Here is a 24252-nt window from a genome sequence, read left to right on the forward strand (position 1 = left end):
CGATCTGTTCGACTACGGCTAATTTAAAGCCCAAGTTGTAATCGCGCTGAGTGCGCTTCCGGCGTTTAGGTGTAGAGTTGTCCATTAATAGGTCCTCAATGTGTAAACCTATTTCAGGACGGGACATATAAACAAAAAAGGCCTCCCATTTGGGAGGCCTTTTTTGTTTAATATGGCGCGCTCGGAAGGATTCGAACCTTCGACCGCTCGGTTCGTAGCCGAGTACTCTATCCAGCTGAGCTACGAGCGCGCAAAGTTGATATAGTTATACCCTTATATCAGTGGGTTAGCAGAATCGATTACATCAACCGGTGGGATTAATTTTAACAAGCTTTCGCCTGTTAAAACCCCGTTCGGGCTGCGCCGCTATGCGGCTTGTTCCAGTTTCGCCGTAGGCTAAACTGGTCGAACCGTTTGCGAACTAATCTCTCATTCTACCGATTATTTAAAATCGTCCACCTTTGATGGGCGTTTTTAAATAAATGGCGGAGAAGGAGGGATTCGAACCCTCGATACAGTTTCCCATATATACCCTTAGCAGGGGCACGCCTTCAGCCACTCGGCCACTTCTCCGCGTAAACTTTAAACAATTCATCAAAGAAAAACTGTCTAAAAATCAATCTCATAGCAGCTTAAATAAGCCCTTAGCGATTGAGGGCGGCATGATACCATATCTGCCGCATATTCAAAGCCCAATCTGGCTTTAAAGCACAATTAAGCCTCTGCTGGTGCATCCAGGTCGAAAGCAGTGTGCAAAGCGCGTACACCCAACTCTAAAAACTTCTCATCCACGATGACTGAGATTTTAATTTCAGAGGTGGTGATCATTTCTATGTTGATGTTCACATCTGCCAAGGCCTTAAACATACGGCTGGCGATACCGGCATGGCTGCGCATGCCCACACCTACCAAGGAAATTTTGGCGATGGTGTCATCGGTTAGCACTTCTCTTGCACCCAACTCTTTAGCCGTGGCTTCGACTATAGTTTTGGCCTTAATAAAATCATTGCGATGCACGGTAAAGGTCAAATCAGTAGATTGATCATCACCAAAGTTTTGTACGATTACATCTACTTCTATATTGGCATCGCTCACCGGCCCTAAGATTTTATAGGCTATACCGGGTGAGTCGGGCACACCCTTAACCATAATTTTGGCTTCGTCACGGGTAAAGGCTATGCCTGAAATCGCAGGATTTTCCATTTCAACCTCTTCATCTGTACATATCAATGTGCCGGGGCCATCTTGTGAGCTGTGCAGCACACGCAAGGGTACGTTGTATTTACCGGCGAATTCTACGGCTCGAATTTGCAGAACTTTTGAGCCCAGGCTCGCCATCTCTAACATTTCTTCGAAGGTGATTTTATCCATGCGTCTGGCACGGTCGACTACCCGCGGGTCGGTGGTGTAAACCCCGTCCACATCGGTATAAATCTGGCACTCATCGGCTTTTAGCGCTGCCGCTAAAGCTACTGCGGTAGTGTCGGAACCGCCACGGCCCAAGGTAGTGATATTGCCATGCTCGTCAGCGCCCTGAAAACCAGCCACTACAACTACACGCCCCTCTTCTAAATCGGCACGTATATGTTTTTCGTCTATGGACTTAATACGCGCTTTATTATGCGCATCATCAGTAAGAATTTTTACCTGGCTGCCGGTGTATGAACGGGCAGGCACGCCGCGCTTATTTAAGGCCATACATAACAAGGCAATGGTCACTTGCTCGCCAGTAGAGACCAACACATCTAACTCGCGGGGAGTGGGTTGATCCTGAATTTCTTTGGCCAAGCCGATTAAACGGTTAGTTTCGCCGCTCATCGCAGATACTGCCACCACTATATCGTGGCCCTCGGCACGAAATGCAGCAACCTTATCGGCTACGCCTTCTATACGCTCGATGGTCCCTACTGAAGTACCACCGTATTTTTGAACAATTAAGCTCATGGTCAATCATCACACCTAAGAAAAAGGGACGCAATTAAACACTAAACTGCGCATAAATAAAACAATTTAATGGCACTGGTATAAAGGAATATTCTAGGGGGCTCAAGCTCTGGTTTTGCCCCCTTTTTTTAAACCTAAGCCCCAGCTTCTACCCAAGCCACTACGGCGGGTAAGGCTGTAGCCAAAGCGGCCACATCGCTACCTGCCCCCTTGGCTTTTTCAGGCTTACCGCCGCCTTTGCCGCCCACTAAGGGGGCAAAGTGCTTCATCAAGTCACCGGCGCGATATTGTTTTAGCAGATCCTTGCTCACACCGCAGGCCAAGTTGATACGCTCACCATCTACACTGGCCAGCAACACCACCGCGGTACCCAGCTTATCGGTTAGCTGCGATACGGTATTGTCCAGAGTTTTCATGTCGGCACCGTCTAACTGACTGGCGATAACCTTAATGCCATTCACGTTTTGCGCCTCTGAGGCCAAGTCGCTGCCCGCCGCCGAAGCCATTTTGGCCTTGAGCGAGACCAGCTCTTTTTCTAGCTTGCGCTGCTTCTCTAATAGCTGCTGTACCTTGTCGACTACATTGTCGCGGCTGCCTTTCACCACGGCGGCCACTTCGGCCACGCAGCGCTCTGCTTCATCAAACAGGGCCAGCGCTTTCGCACCCGTTACGCCTTCTATACGACGCACGCCAGCGGAGATGCCAGACTCTGACACCAAACGTATTAAACCTATATCACCCGTGCGCTTAACATGAGTGCCACCACACAGCTCTACTGAATAGCCCTGGCCCATGCTGAGCACACGCACGCTGTCGCCGTATTTCTCACCAAACAACATCATGGCGCCCAGTTTTTCGGCGTTTTCCATATCGGTTTCGGTGGTTTCTACCGCGCTGTTTAGGCGTATTTGCTCGTTTACCTGCTGCTCTATGGCTTTAAGCTGTTCGGCAGTCACCGCTTCAAAATGGGAGAAATCAAAACGCAGTTTTTGAGCATCAACCAGCGAGCCCTTTTGCTGCACATGGTCGCCTAACACATTGCGTAAGGCGGCATGCAATAAGTGAGTCGCAGAGTGGTTGAGTGCCGTGGCATGACGGACTTCGGCGTCTACCGTAGCAGCCAAGTTATCACCCACTTTAATAGAGCCCTGCACTAACACACCTTGGTGTAAATGGTTGTCGCCGTTTTTGCTGGTATCTGCCACCTCAAAGCGCACGCCGCTAGCCGTTAATAAGCCGCTATCACCCACTTGGCCGCCAGACTCGCCATAAAAAGGCGTGCTGGCCAACACCACTGCCCCGGTTTCGCCCTCAGCCAAGCTGTCGACTAACTCACCGTCTTTTAATAACGCCACCACCTCACAGTCATCAGCTAGCTGCTGGTAGCCGGTAAACTCTGTACTGCCGTTAATATCTACACCTTCGGCCAAGGTCATTTTAAAATTGCTAGAGGCTCTAGCCATTTGCCGCTGGTTTTCCATAGCCGCTTCAAAACCGGCCTCATCTATAGTCAAGCCACGCTCGCGGGCAATATCGCCGGTTAAATCTACGGGGAAGCCATAGGTGTCATAGAGCTTAAATAAGATTTCACCGGGGATTTGTTTATCGCTAAGGCCTGCAAGATCCTGCTCTAATATGCGCATACCTTGATCTAGCGTTTTAGCGAATTGCTCTTCTTCAGTGAGCAGCACTTTTTCAATTTGCGCCTGTAGCTTCACCAACTCGGGGTAGGCATCGCCCATTTCCTGCGCTAACGGCGCTACCAGCTTATGGAAGAAGTTATCTTTCGCACCCAGCTTATTACCGTGGCGCACGGCGCGGCGAATAATACGGCGCAGCACATAGCCACGGCCTTCGTTGGAGGGCAGCACTCCGTCACAAATCAGAAACGAGCATGAGCGTATATGATCGGCAATTACTCGCAGTGAAGACTCGGTGGTATCTTTAACCCCAATAATCTTAGCCGCTGCATTTAATAAGCTTTGAAATAAGTCTATTTCGTAGTTGCTGTGCACACCCTGCATAATGGCAGAGATGCGCTCTAAGCCCATGCCGGTATCCACCGAGGGCTTGGGTAGGGGATGCATAGTGCCGTCTTCGGAACGGTTGTATTGCATAAATACATTGTTCCAAATTTCTATAAAGCGATCGCCGTCTTCATCGGGGCTGCCCGGAGGGCCACCAAAAATTTCTTCGCCGTGGTCATAGAAGATTTCTGTACAAGGGCCGCAGGGGCCGGTATCGCCCATAGCCCAAAAATTATCCGAGGCATATTTGGCACCTTTATTGTCGCCTATGCGGATGATTTTTTCGGCGGGTAGGCCCATGTCGTTTAGCCAAATATTATAGGCCTCGTCATCATCGGCATAAACGGTGACTAATAATTTGTCGGTGGGCAGATTGAGGTATTGCTCAGAGGTTAAAAACTCCCAAGCAAAGGCAATGGCGTCTTTTTTAAAGTAATCGCCAAAGCTGAAGTTACCCAGCATTTCAAAAAAAGTATGGTGGCGGGCTGTGTAACCTACGTTTTCTAAATCGTTGTGTTTGCCACCGGCACGCACACAGCGCTGCGAGCTAGTAGCACGGCTGTAGGCGCGCTGCTCCTGCCCTAAAAACAAGTCTTTAAACTGCACCATGCCGGCATTGGTAAATAATAAGGTGGGGTCATTACCCGGCACTAATGAACTGCTGGCCACACGGGCATGCCCTTTTTGCTCAAAGTAACTTAAAAATGCTTCCCGTATGTCTGAGCTTTTCATATTTAACTATCTACCTATTTAATGCCGCGTTGCAGTGGTGAACCCTAAAATAAGAGCGAAAACCCGCCAAATAGCGGGTTGTTAAGGATTGGGAGTATATCTAAAAGCAGGCCAAAGGCCGATAGCTTAGCGCTAGTTTGCGGAAATTAATTGCCTAGCCTAACAGCCGCTAAGCTGAGGCTAAGCACTAGCCGCAGCCAGTAAGCCCTTATTTAAGCCCACCAAAGCGCTGATAGAAACCGGCATCGGCTTTGGGCAGCTGACCTTCGGCAGTCTCCATGTGGCTAAGCAGGTAAGTTTCCGCCCCCTGGTGGGTGGCCTTATAAATATTAGCCGCTAAGTTTAAAGCGGCCTTACCCGCCCAATCACTGGGCAGCAGCTCATCGGGCAGATCAGTATCTTTTAATAGAATACGACGGTATTCGTGTATTAGCAGGGTGCGCAATTGAAAGCACTGCTCCGCATCTATAGATTTAGCCTTAGCTATAGCTGCCAACACCGGCCTAAAGCGTCGCAAAAAATCACTGTAGCGCGCCTCTAAATCCTCTAAATTCCAACAAGCTTTAGAAAGCTGCTTCAACACCCCTTGCGAGGCCAGCTCTTCGGTGTGGGCGTTCATGACCACCACTTTATCTACGGCCCCCAGTTCTAGCAGGGTTTCATCCAGTGAACGCCTGTCGGCACCGGGCCTGGCCAGCAGGCCAGAGGCTAAAGCGCCGTAGCCCAGCCAGCGCAGCTCTTTGCGCAATTCATCGCGCTCTTCTTCCACATAGGCCGGTAACACCAGGGTCCACTGGCCATCCCATTGCGGACGACTGGCAGAATAAATGCGCCTGGCGGTTTTTTGATACTGACGCGAGCCAAACTCGGTAAAGCTGTAATAGCTGCGCCTACCTATCTGGGTAGAGACCAACCAGTTCTCTTGTATCAACCTATAGACCGAGGTGCGCACTAGGCGCTGATTTAAACCAAAGGGCTCTAGGGCCTCTATTAAGCTGCCCAGCCACACCGAACCGCCATGCTGAGAAATAGAGTCGCCAAAAATACTGATGATTAAGGAGCCGCCACGCATAGGGCGCTGCTGCTGAAATTCTGCCAGTAGGTTTTCAACACACTTCAATTTAGCCATGCTTAATGCACTTCCCGTGTCATTACTTAGATGAGCAGGATTCTACTGGGCCACCGTAGTGAGGGCAAACACAAAAAAGCCGCAAACAGCACAAACTGGTTGCGGCCCTACTTCAGTGATTTAACAACCCCTCATAGAATCAGCGCTGATCAAAATCCACCACCACTTCTTCAGAGATAGGATGAGCCTGACAGCTTAATATAAACCCAGCTTCAATTTCATGAGGCTCTAGCCCATGGGCTATATCCATATCCACTTCACCCTGCACTAATTTACATTTACAAGTAGAGCACACCCCTGCCTTGCAGGAATAAGGCAACTCCATACCATTATCCATGCCGGCATCGAGAATATTCTCGCCAACAGTTGCTAAATTGAACTGTATGGCACGGCCATCTGCTTTCACGGTTACTTTACTGGTTTTTTCTTCGCCGTAGTCTTGCACACGTTGTTGTGCTTTAGCCCTGCGTGCCTCTGAATCCTCTGAGGAGCTGGCAAATAGCTCATAATGAATTTGGGTATCTTTTAGGCCTTCCATTCTAAAACCTCTAGACACTTCCGACATCATAGATTCGGGGCCGCAAATAAAGGCCTCATCGGTGTTATTAATATCGATAAGCTTTTGCTTTTGCAGCATATAACCTTTTTTGTTATCGATTCTGCCGTTGAGCAACTCTGAGCCCTGATCTTCCTGGCTCATAATATTGATCCACTGAAAGCGATCTAAGTATCGGTTTTTAACAAAGCTCAGCTCTTCTTTAAACATCACCGAATTACTGCGGCGATTGCCATAAATTAACGTTACCTGGCTCTCGGGCTCTATAGACAATAGCGATTTAATTATCGATAACATAGGAGTAATACCACTACCCACCGCCAGGCACATATAATTCTTTTTTTGATCGGGGTTTAGTGCCGTGCCAAAGCTGCCCTGTGGCGGCATTACCTCTACGCTATCGCCCACCTTGAAAGTATCGTTAGCGTAATTGGAAAACACACCATCCCTAACCCGTTTAATACCCACTCGCAGGTGACCGTCATTTACCCCCGAACAAATTGAATAGGAGCGGCGCACTTCCTCACCATTAATCACCGCTTTTAGTGTTAAAAACTGGCCCTGCACAAAAGTGAATTTTTCACGCAGCTGCTCGGGCACAGTAAAACTCACACAAATAGCCGTATCCGTTTCAGGCTGCACATTGGCAATAGTTAAAGGATAAAAGTTGCTATCTGGCCTCTTATCTGTCGCTGTATTTAACATTATTCCACCTGTATTTTGGCTAGTGAGCTAGCTCAGTAATAAGCTTAAATATTTTTAAAATAGTCAAAGGGTTCGCTGCAATCACGACATTGAAACAAGGCCTTACAGGCTGTGGAGGCAAACTCGCTTACTCTATCAGTATGGCTAGAGCCACAATGCGGGCAACGCACGTTTGCCTCTGGGGTCTCTTTGCCTGACTGACATTGCACATCATTAGGTGCGGCTATGCCATAATCGCGCAACTGCGCGCGGCCCTTTTCAGTCATCCAATCGGTAGTCCAAGCCGGTGCCAACACCGTTTTTACGGTAAACTTTTTTATGCCGTTTTGACGCAATAAAATTTCTATATCTTCACGCATCACATCCATAGCCGGGCAACCGGAATAGGTGGGCGTGATAGTTACCTGCACGGTATCGTCCTCGCGCCTAACATCACGCAACACCCCCAAATCCCATAGCGATAGCACAGGAATTTCCGGGTCTTTAACCTCATCCAACAAATCCCACAACTCAGCACAGGGTGAGTTGCGTCGCAACTGCAGGCGCTGGTATTGCTCGTGGGGCATTACTGGAATCTGTTGCATCACGCTACCATTTGGCATTGGGATAGGCGCGGTACACAAACTGCATTTCAGTCAGCAGTAAGCTTAAGTGTTCCGTGTGATAGCCTTCGCGGCCGCCGCGCACCGCCCACTCGGCATCGGGTACGGTTAAAGTTGCCTCGGCCAATATGGCGCTAACATCCGCCAACCATTGTTTTTGGAAAGCCGCGGCATCTACGGCAATACCGGCGTCTATTAAACGCTGCTCTATGTCATCGTGCTCAAAAATCTCATGGGTGTACCCCCATAACTCATCAATCGCCGTTTGCATACGCTGATGGCTTTCGTCAGTGCCGTCACCTAAACGCAAAGTCCACTCGCGGCTGCGGCGTAAATGGTACTGGGTTTCTTTAATACCTTTGGCCGCAATAGCTGCCAGGGTTTGATCTTTAGACTGCAACAGCGCCGATAAGTAATGCTTGTTGAAAACATCTACAAATAACTGCCGTGCAATGGTGTAGGCAAAGTCGCCGCGAGGCAGCTCGTTAATTAAAAAGTTTTGAAACTGGCGCTCATCACGCAAGTAGGCAAAATCGTCTTCTGTTTTGCCCTCGCCACTCAACTCGGCGGCATAGTTGTAACACATACGTGAGCGACCTATGTAATCCAAGGCGACATTGCCTAAGGCTATATCCTCTTCTAAAAAAGGGCCTCGGCTTACCCACTCAGATAATCTATGCCCCAGTATTAAGGCATCATCGCCTAGGCGTAACACATAGTTGATCAGATCTTGTTTGCTATCGTGATCGCTAGATTGACTGGTACTCATAACAGCTCCCATTTACATATTGCCCACTTCTTTAGGCAGTGGAAAATACGTGGCATGGCGGTAGGGCTTATCGTCGGAAGGGTCAAAAAAGCTGTCGCTATCATCTTCTTGCGAGGCGCAAATATCGCGAGATTTAACCACCCAAATACTAACCCCTTCGCTGCGGCGAGTGTAACAATCGCGGGCATACTCTAAGGCTTGCTCATGATCGGCAGCGTGCAGGCTGCCGGCATGTTTATGATCTAAACCGCGAGCAGAGCGCACAAAAACTTCAAATAACTCTAAATGTTCTAATGACATAATCGTTCTCCTATAAGCTGGCAGCGTGATAGCTTAGGCCGCAGTGCTGGCCTTGCGCGCTCTGCGCTTTTGGTCGTAAGCGTTTTGTGCGTCGCGCACCCAGGCACCCTCTTCATGGGCTTTTACGTGGTGTTGTATGCGCTGGCGGTTACAGTGGCCGTTACCGTTGATCACGTTTTGGAATTCTTCCCAATCAATTTCGCCACTGTCGTAATGGCCGCGCTCTTCGTTCCACTTTAAGTCTTTATCGGGGTGTTCTAAGCCCAAGTATTCGATTTGCGGCACGGTTTGGTCGATAAATTTTTGCCGTAAATCGTCATTGGTTTCACGCTTAATTTTCCACTGCATAGAGCGAGCAGAATGGGCAGATTCGGAATCATGCGGCCCAAACATCATTAGCGAAGGCCAGTAAAAACGGTTGAGTGAATCCTGGGCCATTTGTTTTTGCTCAGGGGTGCCGTGCGCCAGCTCTATCATAATTTGATAACCCTGACGCTGGTGAAAGCTCTCTTCTTTACAAATACGTATCATGCCGCGGGCATAAGGGCCGTAAGATGTACGCTGCAAAGACACCTGATTGCAAATAGCAGCACCATCGACCAGCCAGCCTATAGCACCTACATCACCCCAGGTTTGAGTAGGGTAGTTAAAAATAGAGGCGTACTTAGCGGAGCCATCTTGCAGCGCAGCGATAAGCTCGGCGCGGGAGATGCCCAAGGTTTCCGTGGCGCTGTATAAGTACAAACCATGGCCAGCCTCATCTTGCACTTTGGCCAGTAACACCGCTTTGCGGCGCAGTGAGGGCGCACGGGTAATCCAATTGCCTTCGGGCTGCATGCCTATAACTTCTGAGTGAGCATGCTGGGAAATTTGCCGTATCAGGTTTTTGCGGTAGGCATCTGGCATCCAATCTTTGGGTTCGATTTTTTGCTCTGCATCTATGCGCGCCTGAAACTTTTGCTCTAGCGCATTAATGTCTTCGATTTGATCTTCTGTGCTCATCTCTCACCATCCTCACTTATGCCCATATCAACACGGCTTTTATTCTGCCCAGCGGCCTGATTGTAGCCTTGCAACACAGCCCCACTACCTCGTGGCAGCAGCAATATCTTTATGATACGCAAAATTTGAGTTAATTCAATAAAAATGTATCACGTTAAGTTAATTTATTAGCCTCTTGGCTTGCCAGCCCTCATAGCCTTAGCTTAGAAAAACAATAGAGAAATATCGCCGCACACTGCGCAGCGAACATAGAAGAGTTAACGCTAAAAAACTAAACCATTAAGCCATGGCTATATAAGCGCGCTGACTTAATGGCTAATACTAGAAACGCCCTACACGCGTTCAATAATAATGGCTATACCCTGGCCCACACCTATACACATGGTACATAGGGCATAGCGGCCCTGAATCCGGTGCAACTGATACATGGCAGTAGTCACCAGCCGCGCACCGCTCATACCCAGCGGATGCCCCAAGGCAATGGCACCGCCATTGGGGTTTACATGGGCGGCATCGTCGGGCAAGCCCAGCTCTCGTATCACCGCCAAACCTTGCGCCGCAAAAGCTTCATTGAGTTCTATCACATCCATATCGGCCAGACTCAGACCTGCCTTTGCCAAGACCTTACGCGCGGCGGGTGCTGGGCCCATGCCCATAATACGCGGCGCTACCCCGGCGGTAGCCATAGCCACTACTCTGGCTTTGGGGGTCAAACCATATTGCTTGGCTGCCTGCTCAGAAGCCAGTAACAAGGCGCAAGCGCCATCGTTAACACCTGAAGCATTACCGGCCGTAACCGAACCATTTTCGCGAAAAGGCGCGCGCAGTTTAGCCAGGGCGGCTAAGGTAGTTTCGGCACGAGGGTGCTCATCCGTATCCACTAATAAAGGCTCGCCCTTGCGCTGGGGAATAGTCACCGGCACAATTTCTTGCGCCAAAATGCCGTTGGCCTGCGCAGCAGCAGTGCGCTGCTGGCTATTAAAAGCAAAGGCATCTTGGTCGGCGCGGGAGATGGCAAAATCGGCCGCCACGTTTTCAGCCGTCTCAGGCATGGAGTCTATACCGTATTGAGCCTGCAATAATTTATTAACAAAACGCCAGCCTATAGTGGTGTCGTAAATTTCCGCCTGGCGACTAAATGCCGCATCGGCCTTGGGCATGACCAAGGGGGCGCGCGACATAGACTCCACCCCGCCCGCTATCATCAATTCTGTTTCACCGGCCTTAATCGAGCGCGCCGCTAAACCTACCGCGTCCATACCGCTGCCGCATAATCTATTTACCGTGGTGCCCGGTACTTCTATAGGCAGGCCCGCCAGCAAAGCACTCATGCGGGCAACGTTGCGGTTATCTTCACCCGCCTGATTGGCACAGCCATAAATAATATCGTCTACCGCTTGCCAGTTAACCTTGGGGTTGCGCTCTTGCAGAGCTTTAAGCGGCACCGCTCCCAAATCATCGGCGCGCACTGACGACAATGCCCCCCCATAGCGACCTATAGGCGTGCGTATGGCATCACAAATAAACGCCTCTTTGATTTTAATATCACTCATTACTCTTGCTCCGCCTTTGACTCTATTTATTGATCCAGTTCTGGCAACACCGTGCCTCTAATGCGATAGGACTTACCGCGAAAATAGGCGATATGCTCGCCCTGCTCATTACTCACAGTAACATCGTATAAGCCGGTACGGCCGGCTAGGTTTTTCTCTTCGGCCACCGCTGTTAGCAGCTGGCCAGCCACCCCCGGCCGCACATACTCTATGCTCACGCCCTGCGCTACAGTGCTAACATTGCGACTATTGCAGGCAAAGGCAAAGGTGGAATCTGCCAAGGCAAAAATAAAACCGCCGTGGCAAGAGCCGTGACCATTAAGCATGTCATCGCGTATTTTCATGGTTAACTCTGCGCGACCTGGCCCTACACTGACTATTTTCATGCCTAATGCCTGGCTGGCACTGTCTACCTTATACATGCTATCGGCGCAGGCCTGGGCTAATTCCTGTGGTGATAAATCACTGCTACTCATAAGCTACCCACCTGTTTAATTCACTCATTATCATTTGGCTGATCGCTAAAAAAACGACTGCTGCTATAGACTTTGCGGCATAGCAAGGGCGAAACGCGATAGCGATCTTCACCATAAATTGCTGCTATATTGTCCAAGCTATCAACCACCCAAGCTAAGCCTATATCCTCTGCCCAAGCTAAGGGGCCACGGGGGTAATTCACCCCGGCCTGCATGGCCAAATCTACTGCGGCAGCATCACAAACCTGTTGGTTCACCGCGTCTGCCCCCTCATTGGCCAGCATACAAACCGTACGCATTAGCACCATGCCGGGCACGTCGTCGATAACTGAAACCGATTTACCTAAGGCCTGAAAAAAACCTATGGCCTTATTCAAACCCTGCTCGCTACATTGATCCGACTTAGTCAGCGCTATGCGTTGGGCCTGCTCATAATCTAGCGCCAAATCAAACAACACTAGCTCGGCGTGATTATCTTCGGCACTGCATTGGGTAGCAGTGCGGCCATCGCTTAAGGCCAAGCGTACGCCGTCGATTTCTATACCCGGGGAGTGATAGTGGCCAGCACTACTAACCGCTATACCCGCCTTTTCGGCTTGCGCCAATAGTGTTTTGGCCACGCCTAAATCACCGCGATAGCGTATAGCTGTGGGGGCGGGTTGCGCACTAGCTGTTTGTGGCTGAGATGCCGATTGCTCGGCCGTGTCGCCATAGTGATAAAAACCACGGCCGCTTTTGCGGCCTAAGTAACCGGCGTTAACTAACTCTTGCTGTAGCAGCGAAGGTTTAAAACGCGGGTCTTGAAAATAGGCATCGAATACGGAGTTAGTCACGGCATAATTGACATCGTGACCGATTAAGTCCATCAGCTCGAAAGGCCCCATGCGAAAGCCGCCACTTTCACGCACTATGGCATCGATGGTAGCAACATCTGCACCACCCTCTTCTAACACCCGCAAGGCCTCGGCATAAAAAGGCCGCGCCACGCGATTAACAATAAAGCCGGGGGTGGATCTCGCCAGTACCGGTTTTTTACCCCAAGCCGCAGCCGTATCAAACAGCTGTTGCGCAATACCGGCATCGGTGGCCACACCGCTAATCACCTCTACCAATTTCATGACGGGTGCGGGGTTAAAAAAATGCATGCCCAATAAATGCTGTGGCCGCGATAACGCTGCACCTATAGCGGTGATTGAAATCGAAGAGGTGTTACTGGCAAAAATCGTATCGGCACTGCAAATATTTTCTAATTGTGAAAACAGCTGCTGTTTTACTTCTAGTCGCTCCACTATGGCCTCTATTACCAATTTGGCGGGGGCTAAATCTTCTATAGCATCGCAGGGCTGCATTCGCGACAGCAAGGCCTCGCAATCGGCACTGCTAATTTTATTGCGCTGCACCAGCTTTTGCAGGCCTGCTGCGGTGCGCTCTATGCCCTGCTGGGCAGCACCGGCAACGGCATCGTATAGCAACACCGAATGCCCAGCCTTGGCAGCGACTTGCGCAATGCCCGCCCCCATAGTGCCAGCACCGATAACAGCGATTACTGTATTTGTAGGCAATGCGCCCATAAGCTCAACCTCTTAATATTTTTAAACAACACGCGCTTTACTGCAGGCACTAATATTTAGCGGCCTTTAAATACGGCGGGACGCTTTTCCATAAAAGCAGCTACCCCTTCGCGGTAATCTTCGGTGCGGCCAGCTATGCGCATATAGTCTTTTTCCAGCTCTAGTTGCTCATCTAAAGAGTTGGCGGTGGAGGCTTTTAAAGCGCGCTTAATTAACGACAAGCCCTTAGTGGGTTGTGTTGCGATTTGCTTGGCCATGGCCAAACTGGTTTCCGCTAACTCTTCATCATCCACACACTGCCAAATTAAGCCCCAGGCTTCGGCCTGTTCGGCGGGTAGCTTATCGCCTAATAAAGCCAGGCCTTTGGCTCTGGCCATGCCCACTAAACGGGGCAATGCCCAAGTACTACCGGAGTCGGGTATCACCCCAATTTTGCAAAACGATTGGATAAAACTGGCAGAACGCGCAGCCAAAACGATATCGGCGGCCAAGGCTAAACTAGAGCCCGCCCCGGCGGCCACACCATTCACCGCACAGATCACCGGCAACTCTAAGGCGGTAATGGCGCGTATTAGCGGGTTGTAGTTTTTCTCTACCGATTCACCTAAGTCCGGCAGCTCATCACCGGCGGCTACGCTGCGGTCACCCAAGTCCTGACCGGCACAAAAAGCACGGCCTTTACCCGTGATTAATAGGCAGCGTATTGCATCATTGCTGCGCACCTCTTTTAAAACCTCACGCAGTTCTTGATGCATTTCGGTATTAAAGCTGTTGAATTTTTCAGGGCGGTTGAGAGTTAGCAGCGCTACGCCGCTGTCTACGGTAAATTCTATGGTGTTATAACTCATGGGCTTAGCGTCCTGTGTATTTAGGTTTACGCTTTTCCAAAAAAGCGTTTATGCCTTCGTTGCGATCTTCTGTACCGGCTAGCACGGTAAACGCTTTGCGCTCGTACTGCAGGCCCGCTTCTAAATCGGTTTCAAAGGCTTTTAATAAAACTTCTTTGGCTTGTTTAACGGCTAGCGCGGGTTTTTGCGCGATGCTTTGCGCTAATTTCATGGCGCGCTCTATGGTCATTTCGGGCACGCTAACCTCCGCCACTAAGCCTGCACGCAAGGCCTCTTGCGCATTGATAAATTCGCCCGCTAATACCATTTTCATCGCTAGGGATTTGCCCACAGCTCGTATCAAGCGCTGGGTGCCACCAGCACCGGGTATCATGCCTAAATTAATTTCTGGCTGACCAAACTGTGCGTTATCACCGGCAATAATAATGTCGGCATGCATGGCCAGCTCGCAGCCACCGCCTAAGGCAAAACCGTTAACCGCTGCGATTAAAGGTTTGGGGAATTGGTATATGCGCCGCCAAATTGCGGGGCGCTCATCGTTAAGCACCCCCACCATATCCAGCGCGGCCATTTCTTTTAAATCAGCACCGGCGGCAAATACCTTGTCGCCACCAGTCAGCACGACTGCGGCTATAGCATCGTCGCGGGCTATTTCCTCTAAGGCTGCTGCCAGCTCCAGTAACAGCGCTGAGGTTAGCGCATTATGTGCCTGCGGGCGGTTAAGGCGGATAAGCTGCACGGCAGCAACGGGCTTATCTAAAACAATATTTTCATAAGATTGGGTCATGGCTTTCACTATGTCGTTTGTGGAACTCGTCCTTTATAGCAGACTAACACAACAAGATACAAAGATTAACATACATAAATTATTTATGTATCATAATACTAGTTTCATATAAACGTATACTAAAATTACAGCTAGCAATTAGTTATAGCCCTAGATAGCGCCTTTGGCTAAGCCACCCCACAGCAAACTCAAAAGAGAACAATATGCAGATATACAGCATTGACGGCATCATCCCCGTAGTAGACCCCAGCGCCTACGTACACCCCAGCGCCGTGTTAATAGGGGACGTGATCGTAGGGCCGCAGTGCTATGTAGGCCCCAACGCCGTGTTGCGCGGCGACTTTGGCCGCTTAATTTTAGAGCGCGGTGCCAACCTGCAAGACACCTGCGTTATGCACGGGTTTCCCGGCACCGACACCATTATTGAAGAGAACGGCCATATAGGCCACGGCGCGGTATTACATGGCTGCCGCATAGGCCGCAACAGCTTAGTGGGAATGAACTCCGTCATTATGGATGGTGCTGTTATAGGCGAAGAATGCATAGTCGCCGCCTGCTCTTTTGTAAAAGCGCAGTTTCTATGCCCCGAGCGCAGCATGCTGGTGGGCAGCCCGGCAAAAATTCTGCGCCAGGTTAGCGATAAAGAAATCGCCTGGAAAACCCAAGGCACTGCCGAATACCAGCAACTCGCCCTGCGCAGCCAGCAAAGCATGAAACAAGTGCAGCCGCTAAGCGCAGTTGAGCCGAACAGGCCTCGTATTAGTGCTGAGTCAGTACAGCCGCTGTATAAAAGTAAGTAATAAAATCAATTACGAAAAATGCTTAAAGCCGTGCAAAATCCGCAAAACTGTATTGCGCCTGCACATCGGTATAGTTAACTATATCTGCATTAATGTCTTTACCCGCAGCGGCCAAGGCCGCTTTCATACTGTCCTGGCTATCAAACACTATATCGACACTGGCAAAATACTGACTGTCATCGCCAGGCTTAACACCTATATTTTGTTTTACGATAATATCCTGCAGGCCTAAAGGGCCGAACTTTTCTTTTACCAAGGCCAAGTGTGAGTTTTGATAGTAATCAAAATCAAACCGCGCTTGTTCTGATTTAGGGTAACTAACGGTTAAGCAATACATATAAACCTCTCACTGTTTTATTTCATTCTATTAAGCCATAAAAAAACCGCGAGCATGCTCGCGGCAAAGAACGTGTAATAACACGCTATGGCTTACTCTTCGCGGCGCTCTACCAGCGTCATAATGCTGTATACCGCTACGGTTTCATCCCGCTGGTTAATGACTTCTATATCCCACTCCACCACACCGGTAGCTCTATCTTCATCGGGGCGTCGGTCTTTTTTGATTTTTTGCTTACAGGTTAGCCGCGCCTGTATGGTGTCGCCTATGGCCACCGGCTCTATAAAGCGCAGGTTTTCTAAACCATAGTTGGCAATAACCGGGCCGGGGGCTGGGTCTACAAACATACCGGCCGCTGCTGACAGCACTAAATAGCCATGCGCCACGCGCTTACCAAAGAAGGAATCTTTAGCGGCTACCTCATCAAAGTGGGCATAGAAGTGATCGCCAGATACGCAACCAAAATTCACCACGTCGGCTTCGGTTAGGGTGCGTCTGTGGGTAATTAAGGTTTCACCAATTTGCAGCTCTTCAAAATAACGGCGGAAAGGATGCACATCGCTGGTGATTTGTTTAGAGCCGGGGTTAAACTCTTTAGTCACTGCTGTTAAGGTAGTGGGGCTGCCTTGAATAGCGGTGCGCTGCATATAGTGTTTAACGGCACGGGCACCGCCCAGCTCTTCACCGCCACCGGCGCGGCCGGGGCCGCCGTGTACTAACTGCGGCAAGGGCGAGCCATGGCCGGTAGACTCTTTGGCGCAATCTTGATTAAGCACCAAGATACGGCCGTGATAAGCCGCCGTACCTAACACCAGCTTAGTCGCCTCGGCATCGTCGGCGGTGACTATAGAAGCGGCTAAACTGCCGCGCCCCAGCTTAGCCAAGGTTATCGCATCCTCTATACTGTCGTAGGGCATAAGCGTAGACACCGGCCCAAAGGCCTCTACCGCATGGGGTGTTTCGGTGCTTAAGGGCTTATCGCAATACAATAAAGTAGCGGGGAAATACGCGCCCTTGTCTTTATCGCCACCTTGCACGGTAAAGTCATCAGTGCCGCCATAAACCAATTCGCAAGATTGTTTTAACTGTGCAACTTTATCCCACACATCTTTCATTTGTGAGCGCCCCACCAAGGGCCCCATGCGCACACCTTCCACTGCTGGGTCACCTAAAGTCGCTTTGTTTAAGCGTGCCTGCAAAGCCTCTGATACCGCTTCCACCCGATTGCTAGGAATAATAGCGCGGCGTATAGCAGTACATTTTTGCCCGGCTTTAACCGTCATCTCTGCGGCTACGCCTTTAATATATAAATCAAACTCTGGCGTACCCGGCTCTACCCCGGCACCTAAGATGCTGCAGTTTAGTGAGTCGGCTTCCATGGTAAAGGGGATGGAGTTGGCCACAATATTGGGATGGGTTTTTAACATGCGGCCAGTGCTGGCTGAACCGGTAAAGGTCACTACATCTTGCTCGTTAAGGTGGTCTAATAAGTCGCCGGTATTACCGCAAATAAGCTGTATAGCACCGTCAGGCAATATACCCGAATCGATTATCTCTTTAACCATCACCTGCGTTAGGTAACTGGAGACGGTGGCCGGTTTAACAATAACCGGCACACCGGCAATCAGGCTGGGGGCGATTTTTTCCAACATACCCCAACAGGGGAAATTAAAGGCATTAATATGTACCGACACCCCTTCTTTGGGTACCAGTATATGGCGACCTATAAAAGTACCGTTTTTTGATAAGCGTTCGGCTGGGCCTTCAACTAAAAAAGTCTCGTTGGCAAATTCGCGCCTAGCCAAGCTGGCATAGGTAAACACTGTGCCCAAGCCGCCTTCTATATCCACCCAGCTATCAGCGCGGGTTGCACCGGTCCAGGCAGAGACGCGGTAAAACTCCTCTTTTTTGGCCATTAAGTGCTGGGCCAAAGCCTTTAGCTTGTTAGCCCGCTCGTGAAAGGTCATCGCACGCAGGGCTGCCCCACCCTTATTGCGGCCGTACTCTAGCGCCGCCTTAAAATCGATACCCGCGCTGCTCACCTCGGCAACCAACTCGCCATTAACCGCGTTTAACACCTCTACGCCCTGGCCTTGGCCCTCTAGCCACTGGCCCGCTATATAACTCTGCAATTTCATGTGGGTATAACCTCGCTTAATGATACTTTCACTATTCGCTACAATGCGCAAAAGTATATGACACAAAATTATTACTTTAAAGAGATTTTTTGTGTTATATTTTTTTGGATCTGCTGGCTACGGCATGCCACAAGCAAGCCGCAAAAAACAATTACTTACTAAGTATCAGTTAGTTAGCAGACTTTATTGCAACAATAACAACACTGCATGAACACACAACAAACGCTATAAAGATTCAAAATATAGGCACAGACATGTCACAAACGAATCACAATAGCCGTAATACAGCTAATAAGCACAGCCAGCACAGCTAGGGTCAAAGCAAAAAGAGGGCGGCAAAAAACCCCTTAATGGCCAATACTGTGTTTAAGCATAATAGTTAATTATAGAGGGCAATGTATGAGCCGCGCACAAACCGACAACCGCCAAACAGACTACAACCAGCTGGAGGCCATAGAAAAGGCCAGCCTAGAGGAACTGCGCAGCCTACAATTGCAACGTATGCGTAAAACCTTAGAGCATGCCTATAACAACTCGCCTTTCTATAAAGCACAATTTGACGAAGCGGGTGTACACCCCCGTGACTTAGAAAGCCTTAGCGACTTGGCCAAATTCCCCTTTACCACCAAAAGTGATCTGCGCGATAACTACCCCTTTGGTATGTTTGCCACGCCTATGGAGGACATAGTTAGAATTCACGCCTCCAGCGGCACCACCGGCAAACCCACGGTGGTGGGCTACACCCAAAACGATATTGATACCTGGGCCGATGTGGTTGCCCGCTCTATACGCGCGGCTGGCGGCCGCAGCAAAGACATGGTGCATGTGGCCTATGGCTACGGACTGTTTACCGGCGGCTTAGGGGCGCACTACGGTGCTGAGCGTTTGGGCTGCACAGTAATACCCATGTCGGGCGGGCAAACCGAAAAACAAGTACAGCTGATTAAAGATTTTAACCCTGACATCATCATGGTCACGCCCTCTTATATGCTTAACCTGGCGGATGAAATGGAGCGCCAAGGCCTAGACCCTAAGCAACTGAACCTGCGTGTAGGTATATTTGGAGCCGAGCCCTGGACCGGCTCCATGCGCGAAAACCTGGAGCAGCGCTTAGGCATAGACGCCCTGGATATTTACGGCCTTTCTGAAGTGATGGGCCCCGGCGTGGCTATGGAGTGCTTAGAAACTAAAGACGGCCCCACCATTTGGGAAGATCATTTTTACCCGGAAATCATAGACCCGGAAACCGGCGAAGTGCTACCCGACGGCGAAGAAGGCGAGCTGGTATTTACCAGCCTCACCAAAGAGGCCCTGCCCATTATTCGCTACCGCACCCGCGACCTGACTCGGCTATTACCCGGCACGGCTCGCACCATGCGCCGCATGGATAAAATTACCGGCCGCAGTGACGACATGCTAATTATTCGCGGGGTGAATGTATTCCCCACCCAAATCGAAGAGCAAATTCTTACCGTCGCCAATCTTTCTCCGCACTATGTACTAGAAGTTAGCCGCGAAGGTAATCTCGATACTATGCAGGTCGATGTAGAATCCCAACAACTGCTTAACGAACAAGACAGTGCCACCGCTGCCAAAGAGCTGCAACAGCGCATTAAAACCATGGTGGGTGTTTCTACTAAAATTAAAATACTGCCACCCGAAGCACTGCCACGCTCTGAGGGCAAAGCTAAGCGGGTCATTGATAAGCGATAAAAAAAGGCCGCAATTGCTTGCGGCCATTGCAGCACAGCACAAAGCCTACCGCTAAAGGTCATCATGGCAGAGCCAGATTTAGGAGACTAAATGCCATACCATGACGAGCGAGGAAAACGATCCCTATAGCTAAAGCCGCTTACCAAAAGCGGTAGTTAAAGCTAACACCATAAGTCGCCGGTTGCTGCTTATACACAGTGCGGGCGGCAGTACCGGTAAAGGCATAGGTTTCGGACTGCTCATTAGTGATGTTGCGACCCCATAGAGTCACTAGCCAATCACCGTCCACATGACCCAAGGACAACTGCGTATTAAGCGCCTTAGTAGCATCATACTCAGCATTGGGGTCACTTAGCTGTGAAAACTGGCTATCAACCCAGCTATAGCTGGTTTGCAAACGCAGCACTAAGTCGTTAGCCACGGGGGTTTCATAAGCTACTGTCGCGTTATAACTCCACTCCGGCGCTTGCGCCAATGCCGTACCAGTTTCGGTAGGGCCCGCTAAGGCATCAACAAAAGCCACTTCACTGCCATCAATAACACCACTAAAATCGCTATCACCGGTAGCATGGGCATTTACTGTGGGATCGGCATTAATACCGCGCAAGTCAGCTGTAGTTGGCGCTTTGGTAATTTCAGTATCTAAATAAGCAACGCCCAACTGTACACTTAGCTCATCGGTGGGCAACCAGTTTACATCCAACTCAAAACCTTGTGTTTCTGATTCGGGCACATTAACTAAGGTCGCATCAATAGTGCCATAGGCCGCCACATAGTTGCTGAAGTCATCGGCTATATAGGTTACTAGTGATTGCCTATCCTGGTATTCCATCTTAAACATGGAGCCATTCAACTGCATACTGCCTTCCAGCAGCGACCATTTAAAACCCAGCTCATAAGAGAGTATTTCTTCAGGATCGACATAACCCCAGGCATCGCTATCGAGCACACCGGCACTGTAGTAAACACCACCTTTATAACTAGTTGCCACATTGGTAAACACCAAAAGGTCATCACTGGCTTGCCAATCTAAACCTAATTTACCCGTTACAGCGCTTTCATCTTCAGAAGCTTTAAAGTTATCAATAACGGGGTAAACAGTGCCAAAAAATATCTCGGTAGCATTACCCTCAAACGATCTATCGTCATAGGAGTAACGCGCACCGGCGATTAAACTTACGCTATCAGTTAGCTCCGTTTCAGTATGCACATACACACCCCATGAATCGGTCTCTTGGGTATATTTGGAGTCCAGTACATCTATATCACTATCGTATACCGTGCTATCAAAGCTGCCGTAATAAACCGCGTCCGTCACAAATATTGAGGTATCAAACTGATTGTTGTCTTCAACTTTTTCAGCAGAGACATTGACGCCAGTAATCCAGCTAAAACCACCATCACTATTGCCAACTAAACGAAACTCCTGTGACCACTGTTCGAACTCACCATCAAACAAGGTATCCATAGAAGCCGCGGCGGTACCGTCGTAGTTATCCACCAATAAACGATCGTATTGATCGAAAGAACTGATAGATACAAAATCAAAGGCCTCAAAGCTGTAGTTAAAGGTAAACGCTACACCCGAGCCCTCTTCATCACGCTGTACATCACGGCTACCCACAGCAACATACTTGGCTTTGGTGGGTGAATCTAAGGAATCAAAGCCGGGCAAACCTAAAATCTCAGCCGTTTTTTCACCATGAGGTGAACTGGGTTTAGATTGATCTTCGCTGTAGTAGGCACGTAATAAAGCATCACCATTGTCGCCTATATCAAACGCCAACTGGCCGCGTATCGCTTTACGATCCTGCTCGCCAAACTCTTCACCGGTGACTTTATCTTCTTGCCAACCATCACCCTTTACATAGTTAGCCGACAAACGTCCGCGCACGCCCTCTGTTAACGGGCCAGAGATAACACCGGTTAGCTCAACAGTATCATGGCTACCGTAACCTACTTCTATATCGCCCTCTAATTCGTCACTGGGCTTGTTGGTGATAAAGTTAATTGCACCACCGGTGGTATTTTTACCGTATAAAGTACCCTGCGGTCCTTTTAATACTTCCACGCGCTCTATATCAAAAATCTGGCCGGATAAATACACCGGGCTGCTGGCAAACACTTCATCGGTATAAACGCCTACACCACTGGAGTTATTGGAGTTAAAGTCATCTAGGCCTATGCCGCGTATAGCAAAAATAGGGGTGCTGCCAGAGGTGGCATTTACCGTTACCAGACCTGGCGTAAACGCACCCAAGTCTGAGGCTTGGTCTACACCTAATTCTTTTAAAGCGTCACCCGCAAAAGCATTGGCAGAAACACCCACATCATTTACTGATTGCGCGCGCTTTTGTGCCGTTACCATCACTTCCTCAAGCACGGCCGCATTAACGGTTGGTAAAATTAAGGCTGACGAAACCCCCGCAGTGGCTATACACCGCGTTAATAATTTAATTTTCATAATATCCCCTGAACTTTTCGTTATTGTTAGATGGCCAATAAGCTGATCTCATTAGCCGGTTACTACATTAAACTTCTGACTTTATCGGTATGTTAAAAGCAATCAAAAACCGCCATAAACAATGCTGCCATCTAGCACTGTAGCGAGCACCTGTGTGCCGTAAATTTTTTCCGGCGCGTCTTTAAAGAAGTTTTTATCAAATACCACCAAATCTGCTCGCTTACCTTTTTCTAACGACCCAGTAATATCTTCCATACCTTGCGCTTGAGCTGCAAAAATAGTGTAGGCCTTCATCATGGTATCTAGGTCTGGTTTTTTACCCGGCATAACTGGCTGGCTATCAGGCTGATAGGGCCAGCTACGGTAATAGGGTACGGCTTTACCGGTAATTGCTGCAGTGATTGCCGCCAGTGGATCAATTTGACTGACATAAAAATCACTGCCACCAGTCACCAACACCCCAGCTTCATGCAGCTCTGCCATAGGCATAATACGTTCAAAGTTTTCCTGGCTGATAAACGGTTTATAGGACTCAGTAGCAATATCGTACTGACGCCATAGCATACTGAAATTGGCACTGGCGTTAGCCGCTTTTAAGCGAGGTATATCGTTTTTATCTACCATGTAGTTATGAATAAACATAGGCTTATTATTGCCACGCTTATTCACTACCCGCGAATGTTCTAAAGCAGTTAATACATTGGCCATAGCGCGGTCACCTATGGTATGGGCGTGAATTTGAAAACCCTCACCCTCTAACATTGGCACCCATTTATTGAGCTGCTGCTGGGTGAAGTAAAACATGCCTTTGTCATTTTCAGTGCCTAAGTAAGGCTCTTTAACGGCCGCTGTTTTAATTTCAACGATGCCATCAGTTAATAATTTAATTTGGTTGGCTTTTAACATGGGATAGAAATCCAAAGCAGCTCGCCGCTGTTTTAGCAATTCAATATTTTCATCCCAATCTTCCTCCACTAACAGCGCCAAGTTAACGCGGGTAGTCAACCTACCTTCATCTTTTAACTGCAACCAAGCAACATCGAGGCTGGGTGTTTCCCAAGCCTCAACAATACTGGTAACACCATATTGATTTGCCAGCTGCATGGCCTTTTCCAAGCTTTTTACTTGATCGCCCAGGCTTACCCTAGGCATTAATACTTCGGGTATCCACATCGCCGACTCTACCAACAAGCCGGAAGGCTCGCCTTTAGCATTTTTATGGATAGTGCCCGCCACTGGGTCTGGGGTGTTCGCGCTAATACCGCTTAAAGCTAAGGCTTTGCTGTTAACCAAGGCACTGTGCCCATCCATAGCCATTAGCCACATAGGCCTGTCGGGCAGCACCTTATCTAAGTCTTCTTTGTAAACAACTTGATCTTCATCATAAGAAACCCAGCCCTCACCGCGCAGCCAAGGGCTATCGGGGTATTGCTGCACACATTCTTTCAGCTTGGCAATAATGGCTTGCTTGCTGCGCAAGGCATATAAATTACAGGAGTGCACAAATACCGAGGCAGTCTCAGCATGCATGTGCAGATCATGCATGCCCGGGGTGACTAATTTACCCTTTAAATCATGCACTTGCGTTGTAGGCGTAATAAAATTTTGCGCTGATTTTGCATCACCCACATAGATAATTTTTTCATTTTCGTATACTAAAGCTTCAACCCAGAGCTGCTTATCATTGGCGGTGTAAATTTCACCGTTGACCAAAGCAACACGCTGACCAGCTTGCGCGTGCAGACTTAATGCCAAAGCCAACCATACAACTATATTACGAATAATCATCTTCACTCCTA

19 protein-coding genes and 2 tRNA genes are annotated in these 24252 nt (G+C 49.2%); 2 read left to right on the forward strand and 19 right to left on the reverse strand.

Annotated elements, in window-relative coordinates; all coding sequences use genetic code 11:
- Positions 1 to 173: 173 nt before the first annotated feature.
- From NO559_RS16835 to paaF, 15 genes are all read right to left on the reverse strand, one after another.
- Positions 174 to 250: transfer RNA gene (locus tag NO559_RS16835), tRNA-Arg, on the reverse strand.
- 233 nt (positions 251 to 483) lie between these two features.
- A tRNA-Ser gene (locus tag NO559_RS16840) sits at positions 484 to 573 on the reverse strand.
- Between the two features lie 141 nt (positions 574 to 714).
- Positions 715 to 1944, reverse strand: a complete 1230-nt coding sequence (locus NO559_RS16845) for an aspartate kinase (RefSeq protein WP_258333046.1) — start codon at positions 1942 to 1944, stop codon at positions 715 to 717.
- Between the two features lie 134 nt (positions 1945 to 2078).
- Positions 2079 to 4703 (reverse strand): alanine--tRNA ligase, encoded by a 2625-nt coding sequence (alaS, locus tag NO559_RS16850; protein ID WP_258333047.1) that lies wholly within the window; start codon positions 4701 to 4703, stop codon positions 2079 to 2081.
- Positions 4704 to 4911: 208 nt separating this feature from the next.
- On the reverse strand, positions 4912 to 5832 hold the full coding sequence (paaX, locus tag NO559_RS16855; protein ID WP_258333048.1) for a phenylacetic acid degradation operon negative regulatory protein PaaX: 921 nt from the start codon (positions 5830 to 5832) through the stop codon (positions 4912 to 4914).
- 139 nt (positions 5833 to 5971) lie between these two features.
- A complete protein-coding gene (gene paaE / locus NO559_RS16860) occupies positions 5972 to 7093 on the reverse strand; it encodes a 1,2-phenylacetyl-CoA epoxidase subunit PaaE (protein ID WP_258333049.1) in 1122 nt (373 codons plus the stop codon).
- Positions 7094 to 7137: 44 nt separating this feature from the next.
- Positions 7138 to 7677 (reverse strand): 1,2-phenylacetyl-CoA epoxidase subunit PaaD, encoded by a 540-nt coding sequence (paaD, locus tag NO559_RS16865; protein ID WP_258333050.1) that lies wholly within the window; start codon positions 7675 to 7677, stop codon positions 7138 to 7140.
- 4 nt (positions 7678 to 7681) lie between these two features.
- Positions 7682 to 8464, reverse strand: a complete 783-nt coding sequence (paaC, locus tag NO559_RS16870; RefSeq protein WP_258333051.1) for a 1,2-phenylacetyl-CoA epoxidase subunit PaaC — start codon at positions 8462 to 8464, stop codon at positions 7682 to 7684.
- A 12-nt stretch (positions 8465 to 8476) separates the two neighbouring features.
- The gene (paaB, locus tag NO559_RS16875; RefSeq protein WP_258333052.1) at positions 8477 to 8764 is read right to left on the reverse strand and encodes a 1,2-phenylacetyl-CoA epoxidase subunit PaaB; all 288 of its coding nucleotides are present in this window, start codon (positions 8762 to 8764) and stop codon (positions 8477 to 8479) included.
- Positions 8765 to 8797: 33 nt separating this feature from the next.
- The gene (paaA, locus tag NO559_RS16880; protein WP_258333053.1) at positions 8798 to 9766 is read right to left on the reverse strand and encodes a 1,2-phenylacetyl-CoA epoxidase subunit PaaA; all 969 of its coding nucleotides are present in this window, start codon (positions 9764 to 9766) and stop codon (positions 8798 to 8800) included.
- Positions 9767 to 10098: 332 nt separating this feature from the next.
- Positions 10099 to 11304 carry a 3-oxoadipyl-CoA thiolase gene (gene pcaF / locus NO559_RS16885; RefSeq protein WP_258333069.1) on the reverse strand — a complete coding sequence of 402 codons (1206 nt, stop codon included), beginning with the start codon at positions 11302 to 11304 and terminating at the stop codon, positions 10099 to 10101.
- 41 nt (positions 11305 to 11345) lie between these two features.
- Positions 11346 to 11795, reverse strand: a complete 450-nt coding sequence (gene paaI / locus NO559_RS16890; RefSeq protein ID WP_258333054.1) for a hydroxyphenylacetyl-CoA thioesterase PaaI — start codon at positions 11793 to 11795, stop codon at positions 11346 to 11348.
- A 20-nt stretch (positions 11796 to 11815) separates the two neighbouring features.
- Positions 11816 to 13366: a 3-hydroxyacyl-CoA dehydrogenase PaaH gene (gene paaH, locus NO559_RS16895; protein WP_258333055.1), complete on the reverse strand. Its 1551-nt coding sequence runs from the start codon at positions 13364 to 13366 to the stop codon at positions 11816 to 11818.
- 56 nt (positions 13367 to 13422) lie between these two features.
- Entirely contained in the window at positions 13423 to 14214 is a 792-nt protein-coding gene (gene paaG, locus NO559_RS16900) for a 2-(1,2-epoxy-1,2-dihydrophenyl)acetyl-CoA isomerase PaaG (RefSeq protein ID WP_258333056.1), read from the reverse strand.
- Between the two features lie 4 nt (positions 14215 to 14218).
- On the reverse strand, positions 14219 to 15001 hold the full coding sequence (gene paaF, locus NO559_RS16905; RefSeq protein ID WP_258333057.1) for a 2,3-dehydroadipyl-CoA hydratase PaaF: 783 nt from the start codon (positions 14999 to 15001) through the stop codon (positions 14219 to 14221).
- Positions 15002 to 15204: 203 nt separating this feature from the next.
- Between paaF and paaY the strand changes: the two genes are divergently transcribed.
- Positions 15205 to 15801, forward strand: coding sequence for a phenylacetic acid degradation protein PaaY (gene paaY / locus NO559_RS16910; protein WP_258333058.1), 597 nt, complete (start codon positions 15205 to 15207; stop codon positions 15799 to 15801).
- A gap of 22 nt (positions 15802 to 15823) precedes the next feature.
- Here paaY and NO559_RS16915 read toward each other — a convergent pair whose 3' ends face one another.
- Both NO559_RS16915 and paaZ read right to left on the reverse strand, forming a co-directional pair.
- Positions 15824 to 16138: an EthD family reductase gene (locus NO559_RS16915; protein ID WP_258333059.1), complete on the reverse strand. Its 315-nt coding sequence runs from the start codon at positions 16136 to 16138 to the stop codon at positions 15824 to 15826.
- A gap of 92 nt (positions 16139 to 16230) precedes the next feature.
- A complete protein-coding gene (gene paaZ, locus NO559_RS16920) occupies positions 16231 to 18276 on the reverse strand; it encodes a phenylacetic acid degradation bifunctional protein PaaZ (RefSeq protein WP_258333060.1) in 2046 nt (681 codons plus the stop codon).
- A 399-nt stretch (positions 18277 to 18675) separates the two neighbouring features.
- On the opposite strand from paaZ, the gene paaK reads away from it, so the two are divergent.
- On the forward strand, positions 18676 to 19989 hold the full coding sequence (gene paaK / locus NO559_RS16925) for a phenylacetate--CoA ligase PaaK (RefSeq protein WP_258333061.1): 1314 nt from the start codon (positions 18676 to 18678) through the stop codon (positions 19987 to 19989).
- 139 nt (positions 19990 to 20128) lie between these two features.
- Here paaK and NO559_RS16930 read toward each other — a convergent pair whose 3' ends face one another.
- Positions 20129 to 22453, reverse strand: a complete 2325-nt coding sequence (locus NO559_RS16930) for a TonB-dependent receptor (protein WP_258333062.1) — start codon at positions 22451 to 22453, stop codon at positions 20129 to 20131.
- Between the two features lie 102 nt (positions 22454 to 22555).
- Positions 22556 to 24241 carry an amidohydrolase gene (locus NO559_RS16935; protein WP_258333063.1) on the reverse strand — a complete coding sequence of 562 codons (1686 nt, stop codon included), beginning with the start codon at positions 24239 to 24241 and terminating at the stop codon, positions 22556 to 22558.
- Positions 24242 to 24252 lie beyond the last annotated feature (11 nt).

This window comes from Dasania sp. GY-MA-18, assembly GCF_024734385.1.
Classification (GTDB): Bacteria; Pseudomonadota; Gammaproteobacteria; order Pseudomonadales; family Dasaniaceae; genus Dasania; species Dasania phycosphaerae.

Bases quoted from the DNA above. Each gene is read 5' to 3' on its own strand.
- NO559_RS16930 (WP_258333062.1), bottom strand. From the start codon at position 22,453: ATGAAAATTAAATTATTAACGCGGTGTATAGCCACTGCGGGGGTTTCG.
- paaF (WP_258333057.1), bottom strand. From the start codon at position 15,001: ATGACCCAATCTTATGAAAATATTGTTTTAGATAAGCCCGTTGCTGCC.
- paaZ (WP_258333060.1), bottom strand. From the start codon at position 18,276: ATGAAATTGCAGAGTTATATAGCGGGCCAGTGGCTAGAGGGCCAAGGC.
- paaY (WP_258333058.1), top strand. From the start codon at position 15,205: ATGCAGATATACAGCATTGACGGCATCATCCCCGTAGTAGACCCCAGC.
- alaS (WP_258333047.1), bottom strand. From the start codon at position 4,703: ATGAAAAGCTCAGACATACGGGAAGCATTTTTAAGTTACTTTGAGCAA.
- NO559_RS16845 (WP_258333046.1), bottom strand. From the start codon at position 1,944: ATGAGCTTAATTGTTCAAAAATACGGTGGTACTTCAGTAGGGACCATC.
- paaI (WP_258333054.1), bottom strand. From the start codon at position 11,795: ATGAGTAGCAGTGATTTATCACCACAGGAATTAGCCCAGGCCTGCGCC.
- paaA (WP_258333053.1), bottom strand. From the start codon at position 9,766: ATGAGCACAGAAGATCAAATCGAAGACATTAATGCGCTAGAGCAAAAG.
- paaC (WP_258333051.1), bottom strand. From the start codon at position 8,464: ATGAGTACCAGTCAATCTAGCGATCACGATAGCAAACAAGATCTGATC.
- NO559_RS16935 (WP_258333063.1), bottom strand. From the start codon at position 24,241: ATGATTATTCGTAATATAGTTGTATGGTTGGCTTTGGCATTAAGTCTG.
- paaG (WP_258333056.1), bottom strand. From the start codon at position 14,214: ATGAGTTATAACACCATAGAATTTACCGTAGACAGCGGCGTAGCGCTG.
- paaD (WP_258333050.1), bottom strand. From the start codon at position 7,677: ATGCAACAGATTCCAGTAATGCCCCACGAGCAATACCAGCGCCTGCAG.
- paaE (WP_258333049.1), bottom strand. From the start codon at position 7,093: ATGTTAAATACAGCGACAGATAAGAGGCCAGATAGCAACTTTTATCCT.
- NO559_RS16915 (WP_258333059.1), bottom strand. From the start codon at position 16,138: ATGTATTGCTTAACCGTTAGTTACCCTAAATCAGAACAAGCGCGGTTT.
- paaH (WP_258333055.1), bottom strand. From the start codon at position 13,366: ATGGGCGCATTGCCTACAAATACAGTAATCGCTGTTATCGGTGCTGGC.
- paaX (WP_258333048.1), bottom strand. From the start codon at position 5,832: ATGGCTAAATTGAAGTGTGTTGAAAACCTACTGGCAGAATTTCAGCAG.
- paaK (WP_258333061.1), top strand. From the start codon at position 18,676: ATGAGCCGCGCACAAACCGACAACCGCCAAACAGACTACAACCAGCTG.
- paaB (WP_258333052.1), bottom strand. From the start codon at position 8,764: ATGTCATTAGAACATTTAGAGTTATTTGAAGTTTTTGTGCGCTCTGCT.